Origin of the sequence: Leisingera sp. ANG-Vp, assembly GCF_000813725.1 — a bacterium.
In the GTDB taxonomy this organism is placed as follows: Bacteria; Pseudomonadota; Alphaproteobacteria; order Rhodobacterales; family Rhodobacteraceae; genus Leisingera.
Genome location: NZ_JWLD01000047.1, coordinates 63311 through 88086, shown reverse-complemented (window position 1 = coordinate 88086; position 24776 = coordinate 63311). Strand labels below are relative to the sequence as shown.

The 24776-nt window shown below is 63.7% G+C and carries 26 protein-coding genes; 3 read left to right on the top strand and 23 right to left on the bottom strand.

What is annotated here, in order from left to right:
* Positions 1-43 precede the first annotated feature (43 nt).
* The 22 genes from RA20_RS16265 to pcaF form a co-directional block, all read right to left on the bottom strand.
* A complete protein-coding gene (locus RA20_RS16265) occupies positions 44-829 on the bottom strand; it encodes a TIGR02186 family protein (RefSeq protein ID WP_039131010.1) in 786 nt (261 codons plus the stop codon).
* A 3-nt stretch (positions 830-832) separates the two neighbouring features.
* A complete protein-coding gene (locus RA20_RS16260; RefSeq protein WP_039131160.1) occupies positions 833-1756 on the bottom strand; it encodes a sulfite exporter TauE/SafE family protein in 924 nt (307 codons plus the stop codon).
* A 408-nt stretch (positions 1757-2164) separates the two neighbouring features.
* Positions 2165-3172, bottom strand: a complete 1008-nt coding sequence (locus tag RA20_RS16255; RefSeq protein ID WP_039131009.1) for an ABC transporter permease — start codon at positions 3170-3172, stop codon at positions 2165-2167.
* Complete coding sequence (locus RA20_RS16250; protein WP_039131006.1) at positions 3172-4266, bottom strand: ABC transporter permease; 1095 nt, start codon at positions 4264-4266, stop codon at positions 3172-3174. The genes RA20_RS16255 and RA20_RS16250 overlap by 1 nt, the downstream gene beginning before the upstream one ends.
* On the bottom strand, positions 4267-5796 hold the full coding sequence (locus RA20_RS16245) for an ABC transporter ATP-binding protein (RefSeq protein WP_039131003.1): 1530 nt from the start codon (positions 5794-5796) through the stop codon (positions 4267-4269).
* Positions 5793-6146: a hypothetical protein gene (locus RA20_RS16240; protein WP_039131001.1), complete on the bottom strand. Its 354-nt coding sequence runs from the start codon at positions 6144-6146 to the stop codon at positions 5793-5795. The genes RA20_RS16245 and RA20_RS16240 overlap by 4 nt, the downstream gene beginning before the upstream one ends.
* Positions 6147-6163: 17 nt before the next feature.
* Positions 6164-7162: a BMP family lipoprotein gene (locus RA20_RS16235; RefSeq protein WP_039130998.1), complete on the bottom strand. Its 999-nt coding sequence runs from the start codon at positions 7160-7162 to the stop codon at positions 6164-6166.
* 156 nt (positions 7163-7318) lie between these two features.
* Entirely contained in the window at positions 7319-7744 is a 426-nt protein-coding gene (locus RA20_RS16230; RefSeq protein WP_039130995.1) for a GNAT family N-acetyltransferase, read from the bottom strand.
* Entirely contained in the window at positions 7737-8333 is a 597-nt protein-coding gene (gene tsaB / locus RA20_RS16225) for a tRNA (adenosine(37)-N6)-threonylcarbamoyltransferase complex dimerization subunit type 1 TsaB (RefSeq protein ID WP_039130992.1), read from the bottom strand. The genes RA20_RS16230 and tsaB overlap by 8 nt, the downstream gene beginning before the upstream one ends.
* Before the next feature lie 22 nt (positions 8334-8355).
* Positions 8356-8922 (bottom strand): NifU family protein, encoded by a 567-nt coding sequence (locus RA20_RS16220; protein ID WP_039130990.1) that lies wholly within the window; start codon positions 8920-8922, stop codon positions 8356-8358.
* Positions 8923-8991: 69 nt separating this feature from the next.
* Entirely contained in the window at positions 8992-9591 is a 600-nt protein-coding gene (locus tag RA20_RS16215; RefSeq protein WP_039130988.1) for a 2-hydroxychromene-2-carboxylate isomerase, read from the bottom strand.
* 20 nt (positions 9592-9611) lie between these two features.
* Positions 9612-10067 carry a universal stress protein gene (locus RA20_RS16210; RefSeq protein ID WP_039130985.1) on the bottom strand — a complete coding sequence of 152 codons (456 nt, stop codon included), beginning with the start codon at positions 10065-10067 and terminating at the stop codon, positions 9612-9614.
* Between the two features lie 303 nt (positions 10068-10370).
* Positions 10371-11234: a branched-chain amino acid aminotransferase gene (locus tag RA20_RS16205; RefSeq protein WP_039130984.1), complete on the bottom strand. Its 864-nt coding sequence runs from the start codon at positions 11232-11234 to the stop codon at positions 10371-10373.
* 238 nt (positions 11235-11472) lie between these two features.
* Positions 11473-11967 (bottom strand): VOC family protein, encoded by a 495-nt coding sequence (locus RA20_RS16200; protein ID WP_039130982.1) that lies wholly within the window; start codon positions 11965-11967, stop codon positions 11473-11475.
* Positions 11968-12158: 191 nt separating this feature from the next.
* On the bottom strand, positions 12159-12920 hold the full coding sequence (locus RA20_RS16195) for a Phenylacetic acid catabolic protein (RefSeq protein ID WP_039130979.1): 762 nt from the start codon (positions 12918-12920) through the stop codon (positions 12159-12161).
* A 48-nt stretch (positions 12921-12968) separates the two neighbouring features.
* Positions 12969-14042, bottom strand: coding sequence for a 1,2-phenylacetyl-CoA epoxidase subunit PaaE (gene paaE, locus RA20_RS16190; RefSeq protein ID WP_039130978.1), 1074 nt, complete (start codon positions 14040-14042; stop codon positions 12969-12971).
* A 10-nt stretch (positions 14043-14052) separates the two neighbouring features.
* Positions 14053-14526 (bottom strand): 1,2-phenylacetyl-CoA epoxidase subunit PaaD, encoded by a 474-nt coding sequence (paaD, locus tag RA20_RS16185; protein WP_039130976.1) that lies wholly within the window; start codon positions 14524-14526, stop codon positions 14053-14055.
* A gap of 122 nt (positions 14527-14648) precedes the next feature.
* Positions 14649-15410, bottom strand: coding sequence for a 1,2-phenylacetyl-CoA epoxidase subunit PaaC (gene paaC / locus RA20_RS16180; protein WP_039130974.1), 762 nt, complete (start codon positions 15408-15410; stop codon positions 14649-14651).
* Positions 15410-15694: a 1,2-phenylacetyl-CoA epoxidase subunit PaaB gene (paaB, locus tag RA20_RS16175; RefSeq protein WP_039130972.1), complete on the bottom strand. Its 285-nt coding sequence runs from the start codon at positions 15692-15694 to the stop codon at positions 15410-15412. The genes paaC and paaB overlap by 1 nt, the downstream gene beginning before the upstream one ends.
* 2 nt (positions 15695-15696) lie before the next feature.
* Entirely contained in the window at positions 15697-16104 is a 408-nt protein-coding gene (locus RA20_RS24720) for a VOC family protein (protein ID WP_052249032.1), read from the bottom strand.
* Positions 16101-17078: a 1,2-phenylacetyl-CoA epoxidase subunit PaaA gene (gene paaA, locus RA20_RS16165; protein WP_039130970.1), complete on the bottom strand. Its 978-nt coding sequence runs from the start codon at positions 17076-17078 to the stop codon at positions 16101-16103. The genes RA20_RS24720 and paaA overlap by 4 nt, the downstream gene beginning before the upstream one ends.
* Before the next feature lie 23 nt (positions 17079-17101).
* The gene (pcaF, locus tag RA20_RS16160) at positions 17102-18304 is read right to left on the bottom strand and encodes a 3-oxoadipyl-CoA thiolase (RefSeq protein ID WP_039130968.1); all 1203 of its coding nucleotides are present in this window, start codon (positions 18302-18304) and stop codon (positions 17102-17104) included.
* Between the two features lie 278 nt (positions 18305-18582).
* On the opposite strand from pcaF, the gene RA20_RS16155 reads away from it, so the two are divergent.
* From RA20_RS16155 to RA20_RS16145, 3 genes are read left to right on the top strand one after another with little or no spacing between them, the layout of a single operon-like run.
* Positions 18583-20379 (top strand): acyclic terpene utilization AtuA family protein, encoded by a 1797-nt coding sequence (locus RA20_RS16155; RefSeq protein ID WP_039130966.1) that lies wholly within the window; start codon positions 18583-18585, stop codon positions 20377-20379.
* On the top strand, positions 20366-21982 hold the full coding sequence (locus RA20_RS16150; protein WP_039130963.1) for an acyl-CoA carboxylase subunit beta: 1617 nt from the start codon (positions 20366-20368) through the stop codon (positions 21980-21982). Before RA20_RS16155 ends, RA20_RS16150 begins: the two co-directional genes overlap by 14 nt.
* Positions 21983-21993: 11 nt before the next feature.
* Positions 21994-23973, top strand: coding sequence for an acetyl/propionyl/methylcrotonyl-CoA carboxylase subunit alpha (locus RA20_RS16145; protein WP_082018035.1), 1980 nt, complete (start codon positions 21994-21996; stop codon positions 23971-23973).
* 165 nt (positions 23974-24138) lie between these two features.
* Here the strand turns inward: RA20_RS16145 and RA20_RS16140 are convergent, their stop codons facing one another.
* Complete coding sequence (locus RA20_RS16140; RefSeq protein ID WP_039131155.1) at positions 24139-24669, bottom strand: GNAT family N-acetyltransferase; 531 nt, start codon at positions 24667-24669, stop codon at positions 24139-24141.
* Between the last annotated feature and the right edge of the window lie 107 nt (positions 24670-24776).

The window sequence follows — 24776 nt, the reverse complement described above, 5'->3', positions numbered from 1 at the left end:
CCCGGGGTGAATTGGCCGCAAGGCCAAGCGGGGCGGGCCCCGGTTACCGGTTCCGCAGCAGGCTGAAGGCGGCGGAAGCGCCCCATCCGGCGGCAATGGCAATCGCCAGCGACATCAGGCCGTAGATAAACGGCTGCTCGCGCGACAGCGAATAGAGGAACCGTTCCAGCCCGACCTTGCGTACATCGATCGTTGTCTCGTAGCTGGAAACCACCTCGCCGCCGCGTGTCAGGAAGATGCGGGTTTCATAGTCGCCTTCGGTCAGGTCGGCGGGCATCTCAATGGCAGTGCGGAACAGCGTCTGTTCATCGACGGCCACGGTGTTTTCGCGCAGCGAGTAAAGCCCGTTCTTTTCACGGATGCGCACAACCGCATCAGCAAAATCCTGGGCGCCGCGGATATGCATGGCGGCGCCAACGGAGCGGATCGCGCGCTCGATGGACACCCGGAAGCGCAGGTCTTCGGTGTCGGACAGGACCTGAGCGAAGGGGCCGCTGGTGGCCACGGCGTAAAAGGCAGGAGCCGAGTCGACCAGCACGCTGTCAGTATTGACCCAGATGCCGAGTTTCTTTTCCTTGCGCCGCACCATGACCGCAGGGGCCGGACCGGAAACGGTCACGATCACTTCCAGCGGGTGTTTCGACGGAATGGGGGCCTCGCGCTTCACGGCGCCGAAAATCAGGATTTCCGAACCGTCGAAGGTGGCGGTGATCGCCACCCGGTCCTGGCTGAGGCCGAGGACAACTTCTTCTTTGGCGGCCTGTGCGGCGGACTGCGGCAAAAGGGCCAGGCTGGCGGCTGTCAGGGCAGACAAGAGCAGCTTGCGCATGGGTCAGTGGCCTCCGCTGTCGCCGAGCGAGAACAGCTCGGAGGGCTGCAGGAGCAGGTCGAGGCCCAGCTTAACGCAAACCGCGATGACCATCAGCGCCAGCAGGATGCGCAGCTGTTCGGCCTTCAGGTAAACCCCGATGCGGGTGCCGATCTGAGCGCCGATCACGCCGCCGATCAGCAGCAGCACTGCCAGCACGATGTCGACGGTGTAGTTGGTGGTGGCATGCAGCATCGTGGTGAAACCGGTGACCGTGATGATCTGGAACAGCGAGGTTCCGACAACCACCTTGGTCGGCATGCCAAGGATGTAGATCATCGCAGGCACCATGATGAAGCCGCCGCCAACGCCCATGATCGCAGCCAGGATACCGACGCAAACCCCGACCAGGACCGGCGGGATCACCGAGATGTAAAGGCCGGATGTGCGGAACCGCATCTTGAACGGCAGCGCATGCACCCAGCCGCGCTGGCGGCGCGGTGCCGGGGCGGCACCGCCGGCTTTCTTGGATTTGCGGATCGCGTTCAGGCTTTCAATGAACATCAGCCCGCCGACCACGCCGAGGAAGACGACATAGCAGAGCTTAACCAGCAGATCGACCTGGCCGAGCGCCTTGAGGTAGTTGAACACCACCACCCCAAGTGCGGCGCCTATGAGGCCGCCGGCCTGAAGCACAAGCCCCATCTTGATATCGACCGTTCGCCTTCGGAAATGCGCCAGGACACCGGAGAAGGAGGAGGCGACAATCTGGTTCGCTTCCGTGGCCACCGCCACCGCGGGCGGGATGCCGATGAAAAACAAAAGCGGCGTCATCAGGAAGCCGCCGCCGACTCCGAACATGCCCGAGAGAATACCCACCATTCCCCCGAGGCCCAGGAGAAGGAAAGCATTAACCGAGACCTCAGCTATGGGAAGGTAGATCTGCATGGTCATTGTTAAACCGCAGTTCGTTCAAAAATCAACAATCTATGCCGCTGTGCAGCAATAAGGACTGATGGATGCGGCAAACTGGACTTATTGATGGGTTTGCGGAGCGTGCAGCGGAGCCGCTGGGGGAGGGCACTCCCGCGCCCGCAGGTGAAGGCCGGGGGCCTTCGCCTTGGCGGCCTTGGGCCGGGCGCCGCACTGCGTGCGGCGGGAAGGGGGCTGCTGAGAAGCCCTTGAGGGGCAGCCCTGCCCCTCAAGAGGCCTGTTCAAGTGTGAAACCGCCTTTTCCGCGTCAAGGGTGAACGGCGCCTTCGCGCCGCCGCTGCCGCGGCCCTTGACCCGGCAAAGGCGGGGGCAACAGGAAACGCCCGGCGCTTGGCCGGGCGTTTGATGACAGCTGGGAGCGGGTCAGCGTTCCTTGATGTAAGGCTCGCCGCCGGCCCGGGGCGGAATCGCCTTGCCGACGAAGCCCGCCAGGATCACCACAGTGAGAACATAGGGCAGCGCGTCCATGGCCTGGACCGGGATGGTAACACCGCCGAGCTCAATGTTCTGGAAGCGCAGGGCGATGGCTTGCAGCAGCCCGAACAGCAGGCAGGCGCCCATCGCATGCCAGGGCCGCCACTTGGCAAAGATCAGCGCCGCCAGGGCGATGAAGCCGCGGCCTGCGGTCATGTCCTTGACGAAACCGGCTTGCAGCGCTGTGGCCAGATAGGCGCCGGCGATGCCGCACAAGAGGCCGCAGATCATCACTGCTGCATAGCGCAAGCCAACAACCGAGACGCCGGCGGTGTCAACTGCAGCAGGGTTTTCACCGACTGCGCGCAGGCGCAGGCCAAAACGGGTTCGGAACAGAATCCACCAGGTGGCAGGTACGGCCAGGAAAGCAAAGTAGACCAGCACCGAATGCCCGGACAGCAGCTCGGAATAAACCTGGGTGACCGGATCCGCCGCAGCCATCAGTTGAGAGACTGGCGTGCCGGCCGCGGCGGCGTCCTGCGGACCGATTGCAAAGGGCCACTCCCAGCCTTCGAAGCGGCCGCCGCTGATCAGCGACGGTGTGCGGCCGCCTTGCTGGAACCAATCCTGGGCAATCAGCACGGTGAGGCCTGCGGCAAGGAAGTTGATCGCAACGCCGGAAATCAGCTGATTGCCGCGGAAAGTGATCGAGGCGACACCGTGCAGCGCAGCCAGCACCAATGAAGAGGCGATGCCGGCCAAAAGGCCGAGCCAGACATTGCCGGTCACAGCGGCAACTGCGGCGGAGAAGAAGGCGGCGATCAGCATCTTGCCTTCCAGGCCAATGTCAAAGATGCCCGCGCGTTCGGAAAACAGGCCGGCCAGGCAGGCCAGAAGCAGCGGCGTTGCGAGGCGGACGGTGGAGTCTAGAATTTGGATGAGGGTCAGGAAGTCCATCAGTTCTGCCCCTTCCGCAGCGCCAGGAAGATCTTCTCAAGCGGCATCCGCACCATGTTGTCCAGCGCGCCCGTGAACAGAATCACCAGCGCCTGGATCACCACGATCAGCTCGCGCGGGATCGAGGTCCAAAGCGCCAGTTCCGCCCCGCCCTGATAGAGAAAGCCAAAGAGGATTGCGGCCAGGAAGACGCCAAAGGGGTGGTTGCGGCCCATCAGCGCCACGGCGATGCCAATGAAGCCCGCGCCTTCGGTGGCGTTCAGAACCAGCCGCTCGGCCTCGCCCATCACGTTGTTGATCGCCATGCATCCGGCCAGCGCGCCGGAAATCAGCATGGCCACCATGATGATCCGCACCGAGGAAATGCCGGCATAGCGCGCGGCCGGTTCGGATTTGCCCAGGCTGCGGATTTCATATCCCAGCGGCGTGCGCCAGATCAGCAGCCAGACCAGCACACAGGCAGCAAGCGCGACCAGAAGGCTGACATTGGCCGGGCCTGATTTGGAGAACTCGATCCCCAGAGGGGCCAGCATTTCGTGCAAGGAAGGCAGGTGCACTGTTTCGGCAAAGCGGGCCGACGCCGGGTCCTGCGAACCCTTGGGCCGCAATTGGTTCACCAGCACATAGTTCAGCACCGCGGCGGCGATGAAGTTGAACATGATGGTGGTGATCACGATATGGCTGCCGCGCTTGGCTTGCAGATAGGCAGGGATGGCTGCCCATGCGGCACCGAACAGGCCTGCGGCCAGGATTGCAAAGATCAGCGCCAGTGACCAGTGCGGCCAGGGGACGAACAGGCAGATTACGGCAACGCCCAAACCGCCCAGCATCGCCTGGCCTTCGCCGCCGATGTTGAAGAGGCCCGCATGGGCGGCAACCGCCACGGCAAGGCCGGTGAACATGAAATTGGTGGCGTAATACAGCGTGTAGCCCCAGCCGTAGGTCGAACCAAGCGCACCTTCGACCATCAGTTTGACGGCGGCCACCGGGTCTTCACCGATCCCGAGGATCACCAGCGCCGACAGGATTGCGGCCAGCAGGAGGCTGATCAGCGGGATCAGCACAACATCTGCCCATTTAGGCATCTTTTCCATTTACGCGGCCTCCCCCGCGACACCGGCCATCAGGAGGCCCAGTTCTTTCTCATCGGTCTGATCTGCCGGGCGCTCGCCCATGATCATGCCGTCAAACATCACCGCGACCCGGTCGGAGAGCGACAGGATTTCCTCCAATTCGACCGAGACCAGAAGGATTGCCTTGCCCTGGTCGCGCAGGGCGACGATCTGTTTGTGAATGAATTCGATGGCGCCGATATCGACGCCGCGGGTCGGCTGGCCGACCAGCAGCAGATCCGGGTTGCGCTCGATCTCGCGGGCCACAACGATCTTCTGCTGGTTGCCGCCGGAGAAGCTCTTGGCGGCCAGCCAGGGATCGGGCGGCCGGACGTCGAATTTCTCCATCTTGGCTTCTGTATCCGCGCGCAGGGCGGTGTTGTTCATCAGCAGCCCGCTTTGATACGCAGGATCGCGGTGGTAGCCAAAGGCCACGTTCTCCCAGGCATGAAAATCCATGATCAGGCCTTCGCGCTGGCGGTCCTCCGGCACGTGGCCGATATGCGCTGCACGCCGTGCCTTGGCGTCTGAACCCTGGCCGCGAAGGGGCAGAGGCGTGCCATGCAGCTTGATGCCGCCGGTTCCGGGACGCATGCCGCCCAGTACCTCAAGCAATTCCGACTGGCCGTTGCCTGCCACCCCGGCGATGCCGAGGATCTCGCCTGCGCGCACAGTCAGGTCGATGCCCTTGACCCGCTCGACCCCGGCCTCGTCGACAACCCGCAGATTCTCGATCTCAAGGATTGGAGCGCCGGGCTGGGCCGGCACCTTGTCGACGCGCAGCAGCACCTTGCGGCCAACCATCAGCTCGGCCAGATGCTCGGGGCTGGTTTCGGCGGTCTTGACGGTTGCGGTCATCTGGCCGCGCCGCATGACGGAAACCGTATCGGTATACTCCATGATCTCCCGCAGCTTGTGGGTGATCAGGATGATGGTTTTCCCTTCGGCGCGCAGCCGGTCGAGGATACGGAACAGCTGGTCTGCCTCGGCCGGGGTCAGCACGCCGGTGGGCTCGTCGAGGATCAGGATCTCGGCCTTGCGGTAGAGCGCCTTGAGGATCTCCACCCGCTGCTGCATGCCAACACCGATTTCGTCGATGCGGGCGTCAGGATCCACGAACAGCTCGTATTCCTCTTCCAGCGCCTTCAGCTCCTTGCGGGCGCGGCGCAGCGAGGGCATCAGCATGCCGCTGTCCTCGGCGCCCAGCACGATGTTTTCCAGCACGGTGAAATTCTCCACCAGTTTGAAATGCTGAAACACCATGCCGATACCGGCGGCAATTGCGGCCTGGCTGTCGGGGATCGCGGTTTTGCTGCCCTTGATCCAGATCTCGCCGCTGTCGGCCTTGTAAAACCCGTAGAGGATCGACATCAGCGTCGACTTCCCGGCACCGTTTTCACCGATGATCCCGTGAATGGTGCCTGGGGCGACGCTGATGGAAATGTCCTTGTTTGCCTGGACCGGGCCAAAGGCTTTGGAAATGCCTTTGAGTTCGATGGCGGGGGCGGTCAATCGGGCTCTCCCATGCCTGGAAATCCGATCAGCCGCACCACTTTGCCGTCTTCGAGGTCGGCAAAATACTGGCCGCGCACCATCAGCGCGCCGTCCTTCAGGAAATCCACCGTGGCGCGCACGTGGCCATGGTGTTCCGAAGACGCAACCACCTGTGCCGAGGCGCCGGGCATCATCGCGGCAAACTGCGCGATGTAGTCCAGATAGGCGCCACGGCTCTCGATGGGGGCAGGGGTGTTGGGATCGGAGTAGTAGAAATGAGGCCCGATAGCCGCGTCTGTCTTGGCGGCACGCGTTTCGGGCGTTGGGTCGCCCCAGGCCGCAAACAGAGTATTCAGGGAATCCGTCATGGCCTGGGGCTTTCTGATTAGAAGCTCAGCGCGGGGCAGCTGTCATTTTCATAATAGCTGGCCACGCTCACTTCGCCTGCGATGATTTTTTCGCGGGCGGCATCAACTGCCGCTTTCATCTCGTCCGAAACCAGCGGCGCGTTGTTGTCGTCCAGCGCATAGCCGACGCCTTCTTCGGCCAGGCCCATGGAGAACACGCCGGTTTCTAGGTTCTCGCCAGCCTTCATCGCCTCGTAGACGGCCACGTCCACGCGCTTCAGCATCGAAGTCAGCACCTTGCCCGGGTGCAGGTGGTTCTGGTTGCTGTCCACGCCGATCGACAGGATGCCTTCGTCGGCTGCGGTCTGCAGCACGCCGACCCCGGTGCCGCCAGCGGCCGCATAGATCACATCCGCGCCCTGGCTGATCTGCGATTTGGTCAGCTCGGAGCCCTTCACGGGATCGTTCCAGGCGGCAGGGGTGGTGCCGGTCATGTTGGCGACCACGGTGATGTCCGGGTTCACCGCCTTGGCGCCCTGGGCATAGCCGCAGGCAAAGTGGCGGATCAGCGGAATATCCATGCCGCCGATAAAGCCGACGGTGTCCGACTTGGAGGCCATCGCCGCCATCATGCCAACTAGGTAAGAGCCTTCATGCTCGGCAAAGCCGATCTGGCGGATGTTCGGCGCTTCCAGCCAAGTCACGTCAACAGCGACGAATTTGGTGTCCGGATAGTCTGCTGCCACCTGGCCCAGCGGGTCGGCCATGGCAAAGCCCATGGTGACAATCGGGTTGGAGCCGGCTTCGGCAAAGCGGCGCAGCGCCTGTTCGCGCTGGGCTTCGGACTGCAGTTCAATCTCGCGGTAGCTGCCGCCGGTCTCTTCGACCCAGCGCTGGGCGCCGTTATGCGCGGCCTCGTTGAAGCTCTTGTCGAACTTGCCGCCCAGGTCGAAGATCAGCGCGGGCTCGGCCAGCGCGGCACCTGCGGTCAGGGCCAGCGACGCGGCTGCGCCCATCAGCGATTTCATCAGGGTCATCAGGTTAACTCCCACTGTCATTTTTGTTGAGTGCAGCGGGACTTTCGCCGCTGCCCGGCCCCGTTCAGGCCATAGAGGGTGCGGCAATTTAGCCTGCAGGGCAGGGAGAGGGTCAACCGCTTTTTGACCATTTGGTGCGAAATCCGCGCAACTGGCCTAGCGTAAAGGCTTTCTCATCAGCACGGCGTCCATGGGATTTGCCCCTTCGCGGCGGTAATAGCCTGCCCGGCGCCCGCATTCCGCGAATCCGCAGGCGCTGTACAACGCCTGTGCCGGAGCGTTGTCGGCGGCAACTTCCAGAAACGCCTCTGCCGCGCCCCGCTCCCGCGCTTCCGATTCCCAACCCGTCATGCAAGCGCGCGCCAAACCTTGCCGCTGATACTCCGGATGTGTGGCAACGGTGAGCAGTTCCGCCTCATCCGCGATCACCCGGACCAGGGCGAAACAGCGGGCGTCTCCTGCGGCAAACACCAGAGGGCTCTCCAGCAGAGCGGAAAACTCATCCGCGTTCCAGGGACGGGATTGCGTGAAGGCCGCGGCGTGGGCAGCGGCCATCTGCCCCGGTGTCAGAGTGTCACTCATCGAGCAGCGCGGGCGGCACATCGCTGGAGGGCGCCGCATCCGCTGCGCGCAGATACAGCGGCGCGGGCGGTTCGTTGACAGTTTCAAACCGGGACGCGGCGATGCGCGCAATGGCTTCGGCAATCCCGGCAGGGCTTGCCTCTGGCGTAAACGCCAGCCCGGCACCGTGCGCGGCCTCCTCGGCCTCAAGGCGGGGCATCAGACGCGGTGCCTCCCCGGGCATTGCGGCATAGACCTGTTCCCGCGGTGCAGGCACAGCTGGCAGCGCCCCGTCCGCGGCGCGGGCTTCAAACCCGTCAACTCCCACGGCTGGAATGTCCAAACCCAGCGCCAGTCCGCGTGCAGCAGACACCGCAATGCGGATGCCGGTGAAATTGCCGGGGCCCACGCCGACACCGATAGCGTTGAGGTCCTGCCAGGAGACGCCGCTCTCGGCCAGCAGCTCTTCCAGCAAGGGCATCAGCCGCTCGGCCTGGCCGCGGGTCATTCCTTCCAGCCGGGCGCACAGCAGCTGCTCCCCGCGCAGCAAAGCGGCCGCGCAATGCGCGGCCGATGTGTCAAAACCCAGAACCAGCGGTTCAGCGGTCATGCTAAGGTCCTTTCCAGGCGGATCAGACGGCAACCGGGCGCACTTCGGTCACTTCCGGAATGTAATGGCGCAGCAGGTTCTCGATGCCCATCTTCAGTGTCAGCGTTGAGGAGGGGCAGCCCGCGCAGGCGCCCTGCATGTGCAGATAGACAACACCGCGGTCAAAGCCGTGGAAGGTGATGTCGCCGCCGTCCTGCGCCACCGCCGGGCGCACGCGGCTGTCCAGCAGTTCCTTGATCTGGTTGACGATTTCCGCGTCTTCGCCGGAATGCTCGGCATGGCCCGAAGCGGGATCGGCAGAGCCATCCGCCATCACCGGCTGGCCGGACTGGTAATGCTCCATCACCGCGCCCAGGATGGCCGGCTTGATGTGGTCCCATTCGATGCTGTCAGCCTTGGTGACCGTCACAAAGTCATTGCCGAAGAACACGCCGGTCACACCGTCCACCGCAAAGATGCGGGAGGCCAGCGGCGATTTGCCTGCGGCCTCGGCGCTGGGGAAATCTGCCGTGCCGGCTTCCAGAACGGTCTGGCCCGGCAGGAATTTCAGCGTCGCCGGGTTGGGCGTGGATTCGGTCTGAATGAACATCTGGGGCCTCCGTTAAGCGTACCCCCGATATGCGCCTTGCAGCGCGCCAAGTCAAGATTTGGAACGATTCTAAATTGCGGTCTGGGCCGCAAAGTTCAATGCTTGCTCCAGCCGGTCGTCGCCCCAGAACAATTCACCGCCGCAGGTGAAGCTCGGCGCACCGAACACCCCGGCCGCCATTGCCGCATCGGTCTGCGCCCGCAGCGCTGCCTTGATCTCTGGCGTCTTTGCACGCTGCATCAGCTCTTCATCAAGCCCGGCGCTGTGCAGGCAGCCGCGCAGCACGGCCTTGCTGGAGATATCCGCACCTTCCCCGAACTGCGCGCGGTAGACGGCCTGCGCAAAGGCTTCGGTTTTGCTGCATTCGGCCGCCGCCAGCGCCAGCCTAGCCGCCTGCAGCCCGTTCTGCGGAAAGGGGGCGGGACGGCGGAAGGGCAGGCCGCGCGCAGCGCAGATCCGCTCCATGTCGCGCCACATATACCGCCCTTTGGCGGGGTACAGATTGAACGGCGAAGTGGTCCAGCCCTGAGCGGCAAAGACCGGCCCCAGCAAAAACGGTTTCCAGGTCACGCCGATGCCGCGCCGGGCCGCTTCCTGGCCGATCCGCATGGCACTGAGGTAGGAGTAGGTGGAGGCGAATTCGAACCAGAAAGTGATTTTGCCGCCCATGACTGCCCCCTCCTGAGCCCTCAGGTGATCGCTTCCAGTTTCTCCTTGGACAGGTCGCCCGGTACGATGGTCATCGGTACTGGCAAAGCACCGGAATTCTTGGTCAGCTGGGTGACCAGGGGGCCTGGCCCCTTGCGCCCGGTGCCGGCTCCCAGCACCAGCACGCCGATTTCCGGGTCGTTCTCGATGAACTGCAGGATTTCCGGAACTGCTTCGCCTTCCCGGATGACAAGCTCAGGGTCGACGCCCTGGCGGTCGCGCATCCATTTGGCGAAGACTTCGAAATGGGCATGGATCCGTTCGCGGGCTTCTTCCCGCATCACTTCGCCGACGCCGATCCAGTGGTTGAACTCATCCGGCGGGATTACCGACAGGATGGTCACGCCCGCACCGGTATGCGCCGCCCGCATTGCGGCAAACCGCATCGCGTTCAGGCATTCGCGGCTATCATCCAGTACCACAAGGAATTTGCGCATCTTCGCTCTCTCGTTGTTCCACCGCGGATCATGGCCTAAGCGGGCGTCTCAGGCAATAGAGCCAAAGCTTGGGGAGTTGCACCGAAAACTGGCCCTAGCGCCGGCCGCAGCCAGGAGAAGGAGGCTCCCGCGCCCGCAGGACCTTCCGGCTGCGCCGGAACGCCCTTGGCGGCCTTGGGCCCAGCGCCGCGCATTTGCGCGGCGCTGCACCGTGCGGGAGCACGGTGCCATGCCCAACCGTGCAGCGGCCTTTGTCAAAAGGTCCGGAACGGGCGGGAGCGCGCCGGGATTGTCCAAACCGCCTCAGTTTCCGCTGGCTGCCCAGTCCCAGTACATGTCGCGAACCCTTTTGGCGAACTGGCCGGATTGGTACCGGCAATCGTCGAACGCAGTGACCGGGGTGACCTTGCTTAGATTGCCGGACAGGAAGACCTCATCCGCGGCCTCAAAATCCTGATAGGTCAGTACGCATTCATGCACCTTGATGCCGTCCTGGCGCAGGTTGCTGATGTGCCGTGCACGGGTAATCCCCGCCAGGAAGGTGCCGTTGGCGACCGGTGTGAAAACCTCGCCATCGCGTACCATAAAGACATTGGTGGTAGCGGTTTCCGCCACATTGCCCATCGCATCCAGCACCAGCGCATTGGTGAACCCCATGCTGCGCGCTTCGCGCAGCATGCGGGCGTTGTTGGGGTAGAGGCAGCCGGCCTTGGCATTCACAACCGCGTTCTCAAGCACCGGGCGGCGGAAGCGGCTGCGGGTGAGCGTGGCTGCAGCAGAGGCCGGGGGCATCGGGATTTCTTCGAGGCTGACTGCAAACTGCGTGCTGGCCGGGTCAGGGGCAATCAGTGTCTCATCCCCGTCCGCCGCCCAGTACATTGGACGGATATAGACTGCTGCTCCGGGCGCATAGCCTTCCAGCCCGCCGCGGATCACGTCCATCATTTCCGCAACCGAACGCGTGGGCGCCATCATCAGCGCTTCTGCCGAGGCATTGGTCCGGGCGCAGTGCAGGTCCAGGTCCGGTGTCATCCCGTCAAAGAGCCGGGCACCGTCAAAGACCGATGACCCGAGCCACATTGCATGATCGGCTGCCCGCAGCACTGCCAGGTTGCCGTCGTGCCAGCTGCCGTTGAAATAGGTCCGGATGGTCTTGCCGGCCGCCATTTCGTTTTCCTCGTCTTGCCTGCTGGCAAGCTAGGCGGGGAAAGCCTGGCCGTCCAGACCGTTCCCGGCAGGCTGGAGCAGGCCATCATGCAAGGCACGGCGGAAAATGAAACTTCTCAACGGTTTGAAAGCCAGGCGCAGGCTGGTTTGACGCTGCGTGTCAAAGGCTGGAACTGCAGTCTCACAGTCTCACAGTCTCACAGTCTCACAGACGAAACACTGGGGCAGCAACGCTGAGCTACGCCGTCTCGGCCAGCAAGGCTTGCAGATCCAGAGCTTTGGTGCCCATGGCAAGGCCGCCTTGCGGGTTCCGCGGCCAGTCCGCTTCGGGCCGGTCGCGGTACAGCTCCACCCCGTTGCCATCCGGATCGCGCAGGTAGATCGCCTCGGATACGCCATGATCCGCAGCGCCCTCCAGTTCGATACCTGCTGCCTGAATCCGCCGCAGCACCGCTGCCAGGCTCTTGCGGTCCGGCAGCAGGACTGCGGTATGGAACAGCCCGGTCATGTTTCGGGCGGGAGCGGGGCCGCCGCGCGATTGCCAGGTGTTGAGGCCGATATGATGATGGTAGCCGCCAGCCGAGAGAAAGGCGGCGGAGTTGCCAAGCCGCTGGGTAACCTCGAAACCCAGCACGCCGCTGTAAAAGCCGATTGCGCGCTCCAGATCGGAAACTTTCAGATGCACGTGCCCTATGCTGGTGCCAGCGGGAAGTTTTGTGATGCCGGTGCTCATTGCAGCCTCCAAATTGCTGTTCCGGCAATATGAGGCCCGCCTGGATTGGGCGCCATTCCGCAGACCCGCACCAATCCCCTGTACGTCTGCACAGACGGCTTGGGTGGACCGCAGATCGCGCGCCGGGCCCAACCGGGCAAGCGCATCTATGATGCGCGCCAGCCTGGGCGGGAGGGCTCCGCTGCCTGGCGCTATCCGGCGGGCTTTAATCCCGCCTTGCTCAGAACCGCGGCGGCTTCCTGCTGCCAGCTGGCCTTCAGCTCCTCGTTGGGGGTGCGGCGCAGACCCATTGCCCGCAGCCCTTCGAATTTTCCGGATGCCTCCTGGCCGAAACTGGCCGCCACCCGCGGCCACCAGTAATCTGCCTGCTCTTGCAGGGCAGCTGCGCCCTGCGCCTCAACCAGCTGCATCAGCCCTTCTTCGGCCAGCTCTGCGTGGCGGGTCTCAACCGGCCGGATCGCCCGGAAGGCTTCGGCCAGCGGCTGGTAGGACACATGGCTGAGCTCTTCCAGCTGCACGGCGACTGCGCGGCCCATTAGGAGGTTCATCACCACCGCATCCGCCCAGCCTTCCAGCGGGTAGTTGAACACCGCCAGCCGCATGTCGTGCTTGCTGCGGCTCTGTCCGATGTCGGCATCGCGCTCCAGTCTTGCAGTCCAGGGGTGGTGGTCGGCGTAACGCTCGGTATCGGCGCCGAATTCGCCCATGATGCGCAGCACCTTCTCAGCGCTGTCGGATTTCTCCAGCACGATCTTGGCCGCTGCAATCCGCGATTTGATGCCAGGCCCCTCGTTGATGATATCGGCAAAGCCTGCAGCGCCCGCCAGCTCGCTGTCGACAAAAGTGGCCATCATCTTCAACAGCTCGGCGCGGTAGCGCGGCGGCACATTGGAGGGGTTGGTCAGAACCCCGCCCTGGGCCAGGTAGCTTTCAATGCTCATCTCTTCGGACATGCCATGCCCTCCCTGAAATCCGTTTGAAAATAGCCGGTTGGTTTGTCCTTACTGATCGTAGTCGACCACCACGCTGTCGGTGACCGGATAGGCCTGGCAGGACAGCACATAGCCCTTCTCGACCTCGTAATCCTCCAGCGCGTGGTTGGCGACCATCTCGACTTCGCCTTCCAGAACCTTGCAGCGGCATGTGGAGCAGACCCCGGCCTTGCAGGCGTAAGGCGCGTCCATTGCGTTTTCCAGTGCCGCATCCAGCAGGGTCATGTCCTTGCCCATCTCGATCGTCTGGGTGGCGCCGTCCAGAGTGATGGCCGCCTTGGTCTGGTTGGCGCTGCTGGCCGCATCTGCGGCCGAGGCCTTGCGCTTGGCGCGGCCCGGCTGGGCGGAGGCGAAGAGTTCGAACTTGATCTGGCTGTCGTCCAGGCCGGCGCTTCGCAGTGCCGCTGCGATGCCCAGCATCATCGGCTCGGGGCCGCAGATAAAGGCGGTGTCGACTGATTGGATGTCGATCCAGTGTTCAAACAACTGGGCGCATTTTTCCTCAGTGACCAGCCCTGTGAACAGGTCGATTTCCTGCGCATCCGACTCCAGCACATGGATCACGTTGAATCGGCCCATGTAGAGGTTCTTCAGATCTTCCAGCTCCTCGCGGAACATGATCGTGTTTACGCCTTTGTTGGCGTAGACCAGCGTGAAGGAGGAGGCCGGCTCCGCCGCCAGCGTGGTCTTGAGGATTGAGAGCACAGGCGTGATGCCGGAACCGCCGGCAAATCCTAGATAGTGCTTCTCGGCCGCCCCATCGAGCGGAGTGAAAAACGTGCCCATCGGCGGCATCGCCTGCAGGGTGTCGCCGGCCTTCAGCTCGGTATTGGCCCAAGTGGAAAAAGCACCGCCGTCGACACGCTTGATGCCGACCTGCAGGATGCCTTCGCCAGTGCCTGCGCAGATCGAGTAGCTGCGGCGCAGCTCCTCGCCGTCGAAATCGCGGCGGAAGGTCAGGTACTGGCCTTGGGTGAAATCGAACTCCTCAGCCGCGCCGTTCACGGGCTTCAGGGTGACAACTACCGCATCGCGGATGGTCTTGCGGACGTCGGTGACTTCAAGATCGTGAAAGCGCGCCATCAGGGTCTCCTCAGATGCACTTGAAATAATCAAAGGGTTCCAGGCAGTCCTGGCAGCGCCAGTGGGCCTTGCAGGGGGTGGAGCCGAACTGGCTCACACGGGTGACATCTTTGCTGCCGCAGTGCGGGCATTTTTCCGGCCCGCCAGCGGGCTGGGGCGGCGCGATGCCGTAAGCCTCCAGTCTGGTGCGGCCCTTCTCGGACAGCCAATCTGTGGTCCAGGCCGGCGAAATCTGTGTCTTCAGGTTCAGATCAATGATCCCGCGGTCCCGCAGGGCGGTTTCGATGTCCATGGCGATCACCGAGGTGGCGGGGCAGCCGGAGTAAGTCGGGGTGACGGTGACCACCAAAGTTCCGCCCTCCCAAGCCACATCGCGGATGATGCCTAGATCCACCAGCGAGATCACCGGGATTTCCGGGTCCGGTACGGCGTCGAGCCAGTCCCAGATCTGCTCCACAGTTGGCTGAGTTGTCACTTGGCTCATGCGGGTTTCCTCTTCGGCTGCTCCGCCCGGACGATAGGCCGGGCAGCCCCGACCTCCCCCACGGGAGGGGGCTTCACCCCCACCCGAGGCCGGGGCCAGCCCTCAGTGTTCTATGTGCTGCCTTACCACTTGGCGCCTGGATAGGCGCGCTGCAGCCATTGCATCTGGGTCAGCAGATGCCCCAGGTGTTCGGTGTGCATTGCACCGGTGCGCCCGCCCTTATGGGCAAAGCGGCTTTCCGGGATGGTCAGCGTGGCCTCCGTCAGCACCCGCGAGACCAGCGTGTCGTATTCCTCGCGCAGCGAGGCCGGGTCGGGGGCAATGCCAGCCTTCACCATCTCGGCGTCGGTCTCGTCGGATTGGAACATCTCGCCAATGTAGGGCCACAGGTAGTCCAGAGCCTCCTGCATCCGGCGGTGGCTTTCCTCGGTGCCGTCGCCCAGGCCCACCACGGTGTCAGCAGAGCGCTCCAGGTGATAGGCCACTTCTTTCGAGGCTTTCTCGGCAATCGCGGCAACCCGGTCGTCCGAGGATTTCATCAGCCGGCCCAGCTGGATCGAATGCCAGGCGTCGAACAGGAACTGGCGCATCAGGGTGCGGCCGAAGTCGCCGTTCGGCACTTCCATCAGCAGCACGTTGCGGAAATCCCAGGCGTCGCGCAGGAAGGCGAGGTCGTCGGCGGATTTTCCTTCCCCTTGCACCTCTGCCGCAAGCCCCAGCCACATCTGGGTCTGGCCGATCAGGTCCAGCGCGGTGTTGGCGAGTGCGATGTCCTCTTCCAGCACCGGCGCATGGCCGCACCATTCGCTGACCCGGTGGCCGAGGATCAGGGTGTTGTCCCCCATCCGCAGCAGGAACTGGGTGAATGCGTCTTCGCAGGCCATTACATCGCCCCCACTTCGTCGGGGATGTCGAAGAAGGTCGGGTGGCGGTAGACCTTGCTCTCCGACGGCTCATACAGCGGACCCTTGTCGCTGGGCGAGGAGGCGGAGATGTTGTTCGCCTCAACCACCCAGATCGACACGCCCTCATTGCGGCGGGTATAGACGTCGCGGGCGTTCTTTATCGCCATCTCGGCGTCAGGCGCATGCAGGGAGCCTACGTGGCGGTGGCTCATGCCGTGCTGGCCGCGGATGAAGATTTCCCAGAGGGGCCATTCGTTTTTCATGTTCATTCCTCCGCTTTGCTGTCCTGGCCCAGGCCGGGTCCGTATGGCTCAGGGTTCAGGTCCTGTCCGAAGGCCAGCCGGTGGCCGTCGGGGTCGGTGATGTGAAAGTCCCGGCAGCCGTAGATACGGACTTCGGGCTGTGTGATTTCCGGCAGGTCAAGCTGCGCAAACTCCGCATGAGCTGCATCCGCATCGTCGACGTAGAGATATGCCGCCCACCATTGGTTAGCGGGCACCTCGCCGCTTTCCGAGCGATCCAGCCCCAGGCTGACCTGGCCGCGCTGCACGATTGCAAAGGACGGCGGGTCGTCCCAGATGCCTTGGGTTTTGAAGCCAAGCTGCTGGTAGAACCGCGCCGATTGCTCGACATCGCGGACCTGCAGAATGGGCATGGAACGCAGCATTTTCATTCCGCGGCCACCTTGCGCGCGGCTTTCTTTTTGGCATGCGCCAGCAGCCCGTCGCGCACCCATTCGCCGTCGTCCCAGGCCTTGTTGCGGGCGGCGAGGCGGTCGACGTTGCAAGGGCCGTTGCCTTTGATTACGTCAAAGAACTCGCTCCAGTCCGGGTCGGAGTAATCGTAATGGCCGCGCTCCTCGTTCCATTTCAGGTCCGGATCGGGGACGGTGAGGCCCAGGTATTCGGCCTGCGGCACGGTCTGGTCGACGAACTTCTGGCGCAGCTCGTCGTTGGTGTTCATCTTGATCTTCCAGGCCATCGACTGGGCGGAATGAACCGAGTCCTTGTCCGAAGGCCCGAACATCATCAGCGACGGGTACCAGAGGCGGTTCAGAGCATCCTGCGCCATCTTCTTCTGCGCGGGCGTGCCTTCGGCCATCTTGCGGATGGCGTCATAGCCCTGGCGCTGGTGGAAGCTCTCTTCCTTGCAGATACGGATCATTGCGCGGGAGTAGGGGCCGAAGGAGGTCCGCTGCAGCGGCACCTGGTTCATGATCGCCGCGCCATCGACCAGCCAGCCCACCGCGCCGATGTCGGCCCAGTTCAGCGTCGGGTAGTTGAAGATCGAGGAGTACTTCATACGCCCGTCGAGCAACATTTCGGTGATCTCGTCGCGCGACACGCCGAGGGTTTCTGCTGCGCAGTAGAGATAGAGGCCATGGCCTGCCTCATCCTGCACCTTGGCCAGCAGGATCGCCTTGCGCTCCAATGTCGGCGCGCGGGTGATCCAGTTGCCCTCGGGCAGCTGGCCGACGATTTCCGAATGGGCGTGCTGGCCGATCTGGCGGATCAGCGTCTTGCGGTAGCCCTCGGGCATCCAGTCCTTGGGCTCGATCTTCTCGCCCGCGTCGATGCGGGCCTGGAAGGCCGCCAGCTTCTCGGGATCGTCCTGGGTCGCTTCGGATTTGATCATCTGAGCATACATGTCTGGGACCTCCGTAAACTTCGTTACACGCGTTCCAGGATCAGGGCGGTGCCCTGTCCGACGCCGACGCACATGGTGCAGAGCGCATAGCGCCCGCCGGTGCGCTGCAATTGGTAGGCAGCGGTCAGCACCAGCCGGGCGCCGGACATGCCAAGCGGATGGCCCAGTGCGATTGCACCGCCGTTGGGATTAACATGGGGTGCATCGTCCGCAACGCCAAGTTCACGCAGGGTGGCTAGGCCCTGGGAGGCAAAGGCCTCGTTCAGCTCGATCACGTCCATCTGTTCGATGCTGAGGCCGGTGCGGGCCAGAACCTTGCGGGTGGCAGGCACCGGGCCGATGCCCATGATGCGGGGCTCAACTCCTGCGGCGGCCATGCCGACGATGCGGGCCATCGGTTTCAGACCGTTTTTCGCGGCCGAGGCCTCATTGGCCATCAGGATCGCTGCGGCGCCGTCGTTGACGCCGGAGGCATTGCCTGCTGTCACGCTCTTGTCCGGGCCGTTCACGCCTTTGAGGCCCGAAAGCTTCTCAGCCGAGGTGCCCGGGCGGGGGTGTTCGTCGGTGTCCACCACCAGCGGGTCGCCCTTGCGATGGGGGATAGTGACCGGGGTGATCTCGTCATGGAACAGGCCGGCCTCATGCGCGGCGGCCCAGCGGGCCTGGCTGCGGGCGGCAAAGGCGTCCTGATCGGCGCGGGAGATGCCATAATCTTCGGCGACGTTGTCAGCGGTCTGCGGCATCGAGTCGGTGCCGTACATCTTCTCCATCTTCGGATTCACGAAGCGCCACCCGATGGTGGTGTCATAGACCGCATTGGCGCGGGTGAAGGCATTGGTTGCCTTGGGCATTACAAACGGTGCGCGCGACATGCTTTCCACGCCGCCGGCAATTGCCATGTCATAGTCGCCTGCCTTGATGCCGCGGGACGCCATGCCCACTGCATCCATGCCGGAAGCGCAGAGCCGGTTGATGGTGGTGCCGGGCACCGAGGTCGGCAGCCCTGCCAGCAGTGCCGCCATACGGGCCACGTTGCGGTTGCTTTCGCCGGCCTGGTTGGCGTCGCCCAGGATCACGTCATCCAGCGCACCCCAGTCCACATCGGGGTTACGCTCAACCAGCGCTGCAATCGGCAAAGAGGCCAGATCGTCGGTGCGCACCTGGCTCAGCGCGCCGCCGTAGCGGCCGATCGGGGTGCGAGTGGCATCGCAGATGAAAGCATCCATGGGTGTTCGCGTCTCCTGTGGTGCCGGCGGGCTTAAAGCCGACCGTTGGGTCGGTGATACGCTGGAAGATGATTCGCGGCAAGTTAAATGTAACCGAAATGGATAGTGCTTGAAAAACTTGTAACGCGTTTGGCAGGCCGACGCTGCGTTCTGCCGTGGCAAACGCCGGGTCAGCGTTGCCGGAGCTGCGGAGCGAGCGGCACGATTAGCATCGGAAAGCGCCAATCCATGGAGTTGGCTTATATTCAATAGAGGAGCAGCAGCCGGAAGGAGGTTCAATGGCCGAAGTCCTGCGCATAGGCGGAGCTGCCGGCTTCTGGGGGGATGCCTCCATGGCCACGCCGCAGCTGCTGGCAGCCGGCAGTCTGGATTTCCTCGTCTATGACTACCTCGCGGAAATAACCATGGCGATCCTGGCCCGTGCCCGGACCAAGGACCGGAAGGCGGGGTATGCCACCGATTTTGTGAAGACGGCGATGGCGCCGAACCTGGCGGAGATCGCCAGGCAAAGGGTGCGGGTGGTGTCAAACGCCGGAGGCGTGAATCCGCGGGCCTGCGCCGATGCATTGCGGCGCGAGATCGCCACGCAGGGGCTTTCTTTGAACGTGGCGGTGGTTGAGGGTGATGATCTGCTGGATCGCGCGGAGGACCTGGCCGGGCTGGCGCCCAGGGACATGTTCTCGGGCGCACCGTTTCCGGCGGCGGAGAAGATTGCCAGCATCAACGCCTATCTAGGCGCCTTTCCCGTTGCCGCAGCCTTGGACCGTGGAGCGGATATCGTCATCACCGGCCGGTGCGTGGACAGCGCCGTGACTTTGGGCGCCTGCATCCATCACTTCGGGTGGAAGTCGGAGGATCTGGATAAACTGGCGGGCGGAAGTCTTGCCGGCCATATACTGGAGTGCGGGCCGCAGGCCACGGGTGGCAATTTCACTGACTGGAAAGAGGTGGCAGAAGGGATGGCCCGCATTGGCTATCCGATTGCCGGGGTCCGTGCGGATGGCACGTTTGATGTGACCAAGCCCGCAAACACCGGCGGCATAGTCTCGCGCGGGACCGTGTCAGAGCAGCTGCTTTACGAGATTGGCGATCCGCAGGCTTATCTGCTGCCGGATGTGGTCTGCGACTTTTCCGGCGTGGTGCTGACCGGGACCGGCCCGGACCGGGTGCATGTCTCGGGGGCACGCGGGCTCGGCGTGCCGGAGAGCTGCAAGATCTGCGTCACCTGGGAGGACGGTTACCGCGCCGGGCACTATTTCACTTTCTATGGGCTGGATGCCGAGGCAAAGGCGCAGGGGTTTGCTGAAGCCGCACTGGCCCGGGCGCGGAAGCTTCTGGATGCTATGGGCGCTCCGGAATTTACGCACACCAGTGTTGAACTGATCGGAGCCGAAAGCCAGTTTGGCGCCTTGCGGCACAGCGGAGCTTCGCGGGAAGTTGCGGCCAAGATTGCGGTGCGCCACCCTGATGCCGGTGCGGTGGGGCTGTTCCTCAAAGAAGCCGTTGGCCTGGGCTTGTCGGCTCCGCCGGGGCTTAGTGGCTTTGCGGGGGCTCGGCCCAAGCCTTCGCCGGTGCTGGCGCTGCACTCAAGCTTGCTTCCTAAGGCGCAAGTGGAAGCCACAGTGCGGGACAGCAGGGGAGTGGTTGCCGTTGAGCCGGCCGGCAGTGTGCCTGTCCGCAATCCGGAACTGCCTGCACCCCCGGCCTTGCCGTCAGCAAAGGAGACGGTTGAGGTGCCGCTGATCCGCCTCGCCTGGGCGCGCAGCGGCGACAAAGGGGATATTGCCAATATCGGGGTGATTGCCCGTCAGCCAAACTTCATGCCCTGGATCTGGGCGGCGCTGGATGAGACGCATTTGCGGAGCGTGTTCGGGCATTTCTGGGACGGGGAATTCGAGCGGTTCTACCTGCCGGGCAGCCAGTCGATGAACATTCTGCTGCACGGGGCGCTGGGCGGCGGCGGCACGTCAAGCCTGCGCAATGATCCGCAGGCCAAGGGCTATGCACAGCTGCTGCTGGCAGCACCTGTGCAAGTGGATGCAGATTTGATGGGAGGACATGATGCGGGCCTTTGAAACAAGGATCAGCCCTTCCGGCGGAAGTTTCGCGCAAAACCGCAAAGACATGCTGGCACTGGTGGACCGGATGCGTGCACTGGAAGCCCGTGCCGCCGCCAAATCCGAAGAACGGCGCCCGGTCTTTGACAAACGCGGGCAGCTGTCGCCGCGGGAACGCGTCTCGGCCCTGCTGGATCCGGGCATGCCGTTTCTGGAACTCTACAACATGGCCTCCTACCTGGTGGATGATCCGGACCCGGAGACTTCGGTGCCCGGTGCCTCGATCATCCTCGGGATCGGCTATGTGGAGGGCGTGCGGGTCATGGTCTTTGCCGATGATGCGGGGATCAATGCCGGCGCAATGACACAGAAATCGGTGGACAAGGCGCTGGGCGCGCTGGCCGTTGCGGAGAAGCAGAAGCTGCCTTTCATTCATCTGGTGGAGAGCGCGGGTGCGGACCTGATGCGCTATACGGTGGAGCTTTGGGCGCATGGCGGCGGCATGTTCGCCGGGCTCGCGCGGCTGTCGGCGGCGGGCATCCCAGTGATCACCGTGCTGCACGGCGCCTCGACTGCGGGCGGTGCCTATCAGCCGGGGCTGTCGGACTATGTGATCGGGGTTAAGGGAAACGGCATGGCGATGCTGGCCGGCGCGGCCCTGGTTCAGGCCGCGACCGGCGAGGAGGCTGATGATGCGGAGCTTGGCAGCGCGGAGATGCATGCGGCGGTCACGGGGCTGGTCGAATATCTGGCTGAGGATGACGCGCATGGGATTGAGCTTGCCCGCGAAGTGGTGGCCGGGCTGGGCTGGGCTTGCTGTGCATTGCCTTTAAGGGAGTATGAGGTTCCGGTCCTGAAAGGGGACGAAATTGCGGGCGTCGTGCCAGTGGACTATCGCAAGCCCTATGACATGCGGGAAGTTGCTGCGCGGATTGCGGATGGTTCCAGACTGCGCGAGTTCAAACCGGGGTTCGGCCCGGCCACGGTCTGTTTGCATGCGCGGATCATGGGGCAGGCTGTGGCAATCCTTGGCAACAACGGGCCGCTGGACCCGGATGGCGCCGCCAAGGCCACCCATTTTCTGCAGGCGATGGATCAGGCCGGCACGCCGGTTGTGTTCCTGAGCAACACCACTGGCTACATGGTCGGCACTGCTTCCGAGCGGGCAGGGATGATCAAGCATGGCGCCAAAATGATCCAGGCGGTGACCAATATCCGGGTGCCGAAGATCTCCTTGTACACCGGCGCCAGTTTCGGGGCCGGGAACTATGGCATGTGCGGCTATGCCTTTGGCGCCGACTTCCTGTTCACTTGGCCCAACGCGATGACCGGGGTAATGGGCGGAGAACAGGCGGCGCTGACCATGGAACAGGTGGCCAGACGCGGTGCGGAACGCAAAGGGGCGGAGGTAGACGAAGCCCGGCTGGCAGCGCAGCGTGAGAAGATCGCGGCGCATTTCGATGGGCAGTCGGATGCGTTTTATACCTCGGGCCGGGTGCTGGATATGGGAATGATCGACCCGCGCGACACCCGCAATGTGATCGGCTTCTGCCTGCAGACCTGCCTGGAGGCCCGGGCGCGGAGCCTTAACCCGAACAGCTTTGGGGTGGCGCGGATCTGATGGGGGCGGGCGTGGGCAGTTTCGACACCATCTTGGTGGCCAACCGCGGCGAGATTGCGCTGCGGGTGATGCGCACGGCGCGGGCAATGGGGTTGAAATGTGTAGCCGTCTTTACGGACCCGGATGCCGAAAGCCCGCATGTTGCCTTTGCGGATCGTGCGGTGCGGATCGGCGAAGGCCCGGCGGCAGACAGCTATCTGTCGATAGAAAAACTGATCGAGGCGGCGCGCGGGGCAGGTGCCGGGGCAGTGCATCCGGGCTATGGTTTCCTGTCGGAGAACGCGGCGTTTGCCCGGGCCTGCGTCCAGGCGGGGCTTGTCTTCATAGGGCCGCCGCCCGAGGCAATCGCCCTGATGGGAGACAAGGCAGCTGCCAAGCGTAAGATGATCGATGCGGGCGTGCCATGCATAGCCGGATACGAGGGCGCCGAACAGGCGGCGGATGAGCTGGCAGCAGAAGCCGGCCGGATCGGTTTTCCGCTGATGATCAAGGCGGCTGCCGGCGGCGGCGGCAAGGGGATGCGGCTGGTGGAGCGTGCTGCGGATTTCCGCGCCGCATTGGAACTGGCGCGCGGCGAGGCGCTGCCGGCCTTTGGCTCAGAGGCGGTGATACTGGAGCGCGCCCTGCAGCGCCCGCGCCATGTGGAGGTGCAGGTGCTTGGCGACGCTCATGGCACGGTGATCCATCTCGGTGAGCGGGATTGTTCAGTCCAGCGCCGCCATCAAAAGGTGGTCGAAGAAGCGCCCTGTCCGGCTGTGGATGAAGACCTGCGGGCCCGGATGGGGGCGGCGGCCGTGGCAGCAGCCAAAGCCATTGGCTACCAGGGCGCGGGCACCGTCGAATTTCTGCTGGACCAGGATGGAACGTTTTATTTCCTGGAGATGAACACCCGCTTGCAGGTTGAGCATCCGGTGACCGAGATGATCACCGGCCTGGACCTGGTCGAAATGCAGATCCGCGCGGCCCGCGGCGAGCCTTTGGGTGTGGCACAGCATGATGTCCGGCTGTCCGGTCATGCCATCGAGGCCCGGCTTTATGCAGAAGACCCTGCGCAAGGCTTCCTGCCTCAGGCCGGGCGGGTTGAAGAGTGGCGGCCTCCTGCCGGCGAAGAGGTCCGGGTCGATGATGGCATTGCAGCAGGGCAGGAAGTTTCGCCGCACTACGACCCGTTGCTGGCGAAGGTGATCGCCCGCGGGCGCACCCGCGAAGAAGCCCGGCACCGGCTGGCTGCGGCGTTGCGGGACTGTGTGCTGTTCGGGCCTGTGTGCAACCGGGACTTTTTGCTGCAGGTGCTGGCGCACCCGGAATTTGCGGCTGGCGGGGCGGTTACGGACTTCATTCCCCGGAATTTTCCGGAGGGGCTGCAGGAAGACCGGTCCAGCCGCTGTTTCGCACTGGGCGCAGCGCTTTTGCACCGGGCGCGCCAAACACGCTTTGCTGCTCTGGCCGGCGGCACGGCCGGTGAATTGCTCGGCTGGTCGAACCGGGGGATGCTCACGGCGCGGTTCAGCCTTGCCTGGAACGGCAAGACTGTTGTTGCCAGCGTCAGTGGAGCCGGGAACACGGTATCTGTTTCTGCTGGAGAGGACCGGCACATTGTAACGGATGGCGGTGACGGCTGGCGGGTGGATGGAGAGCTGGCGGAACTAAAAGCGTGGCAGCTCAAGAGGGGAAGACACTATGCAGCCACCGGCGTGCGGATTTTCAGTTTGGCTGAAATGCCGGCGGGCACGGCGGCGGACCCGCAGGAGCAAACAGGCCGGGTTTCTGCTCCGATGCACGGCACCTTGCTGGAAATCAGCGTCTCCGAGGGCTGTGAAGTCGCCGCGGGCAGCCGGTTGGCAGTGCTGGAAGCCATGAAGATGCAGCACGAAATCCGGGCCGCTGCCGAAGGCCGTGTCGTCAGTATTGCAGCGCAGGCGGGCACCCAGGTTCAGACGGGAGATCTGCTGCTGGAAATTGAGTCCCTGTCGCCGGAGACGCGGGATTGAAGAGACCGGGTGCTCCCGCCCGTCGCAGGTGCATTTGAAATGCCCCCGCTCCCGTTGGGCCTGGCGCCGCGCAAAGCGCGGCGCCAGGCCCAACGGGCGGAAGTCTTTCGCCAGAAAAGGCTGACGGCGGGCGGGAGAGCCCCGGTGCTGGAGATCCCGCGCGGGTCATGCCCCGCGGTATTGGAGGATGTCATTCGGGTATTGCGAGTCCTGAATCCGGAAATGGGTGCTGCCTGCCCGTTCGAACCCATGGCGGCAGTAAAAGGCGATGGCGCTTTTGTTCTCTGAATTGGCAGTAAGCCAGGGGGCGTCCCAGCCGTTTGTCCGGCACAGCTGCAGTCCGGCTTCCAGCAGGGATCTTCCCAGGCCATTTCCATGGTGCCGGGGCTGGACATAAAGTGTCGAAATTTCCGTCTGCGACTCTCCGCCGGCCGGGTGCGGTTTGCCGTTGGTGATACGGATGTATCCGTCAATGCCGGCCTTGTTTTGCGATACCAGCAGGCGTTCCGACGGGTCGTTCAGCGCTGCGGCAAAATGATTGGGCGTATAGTGGCCAAGCACGTAATCAGCAAAAAAGCCGCTGACGCCCTCCCGCAGGTAGGTGGCCAGCCATACTTCGATAGACAGGGCTGCAAGGCTGGAACAGTCCTTGCTTTCTGCGGGCCGGATAATGGCGGATGAGGCGGGATCGGGCATGATGGCAACGGATGAATTGAAAATGCAGAGCGCTATCATTCTGCCATTGCTGCTGGGCGGTCAAGAATACCGGCTCGCCAAAATTGCTTCACTTGTTTATTAATGCG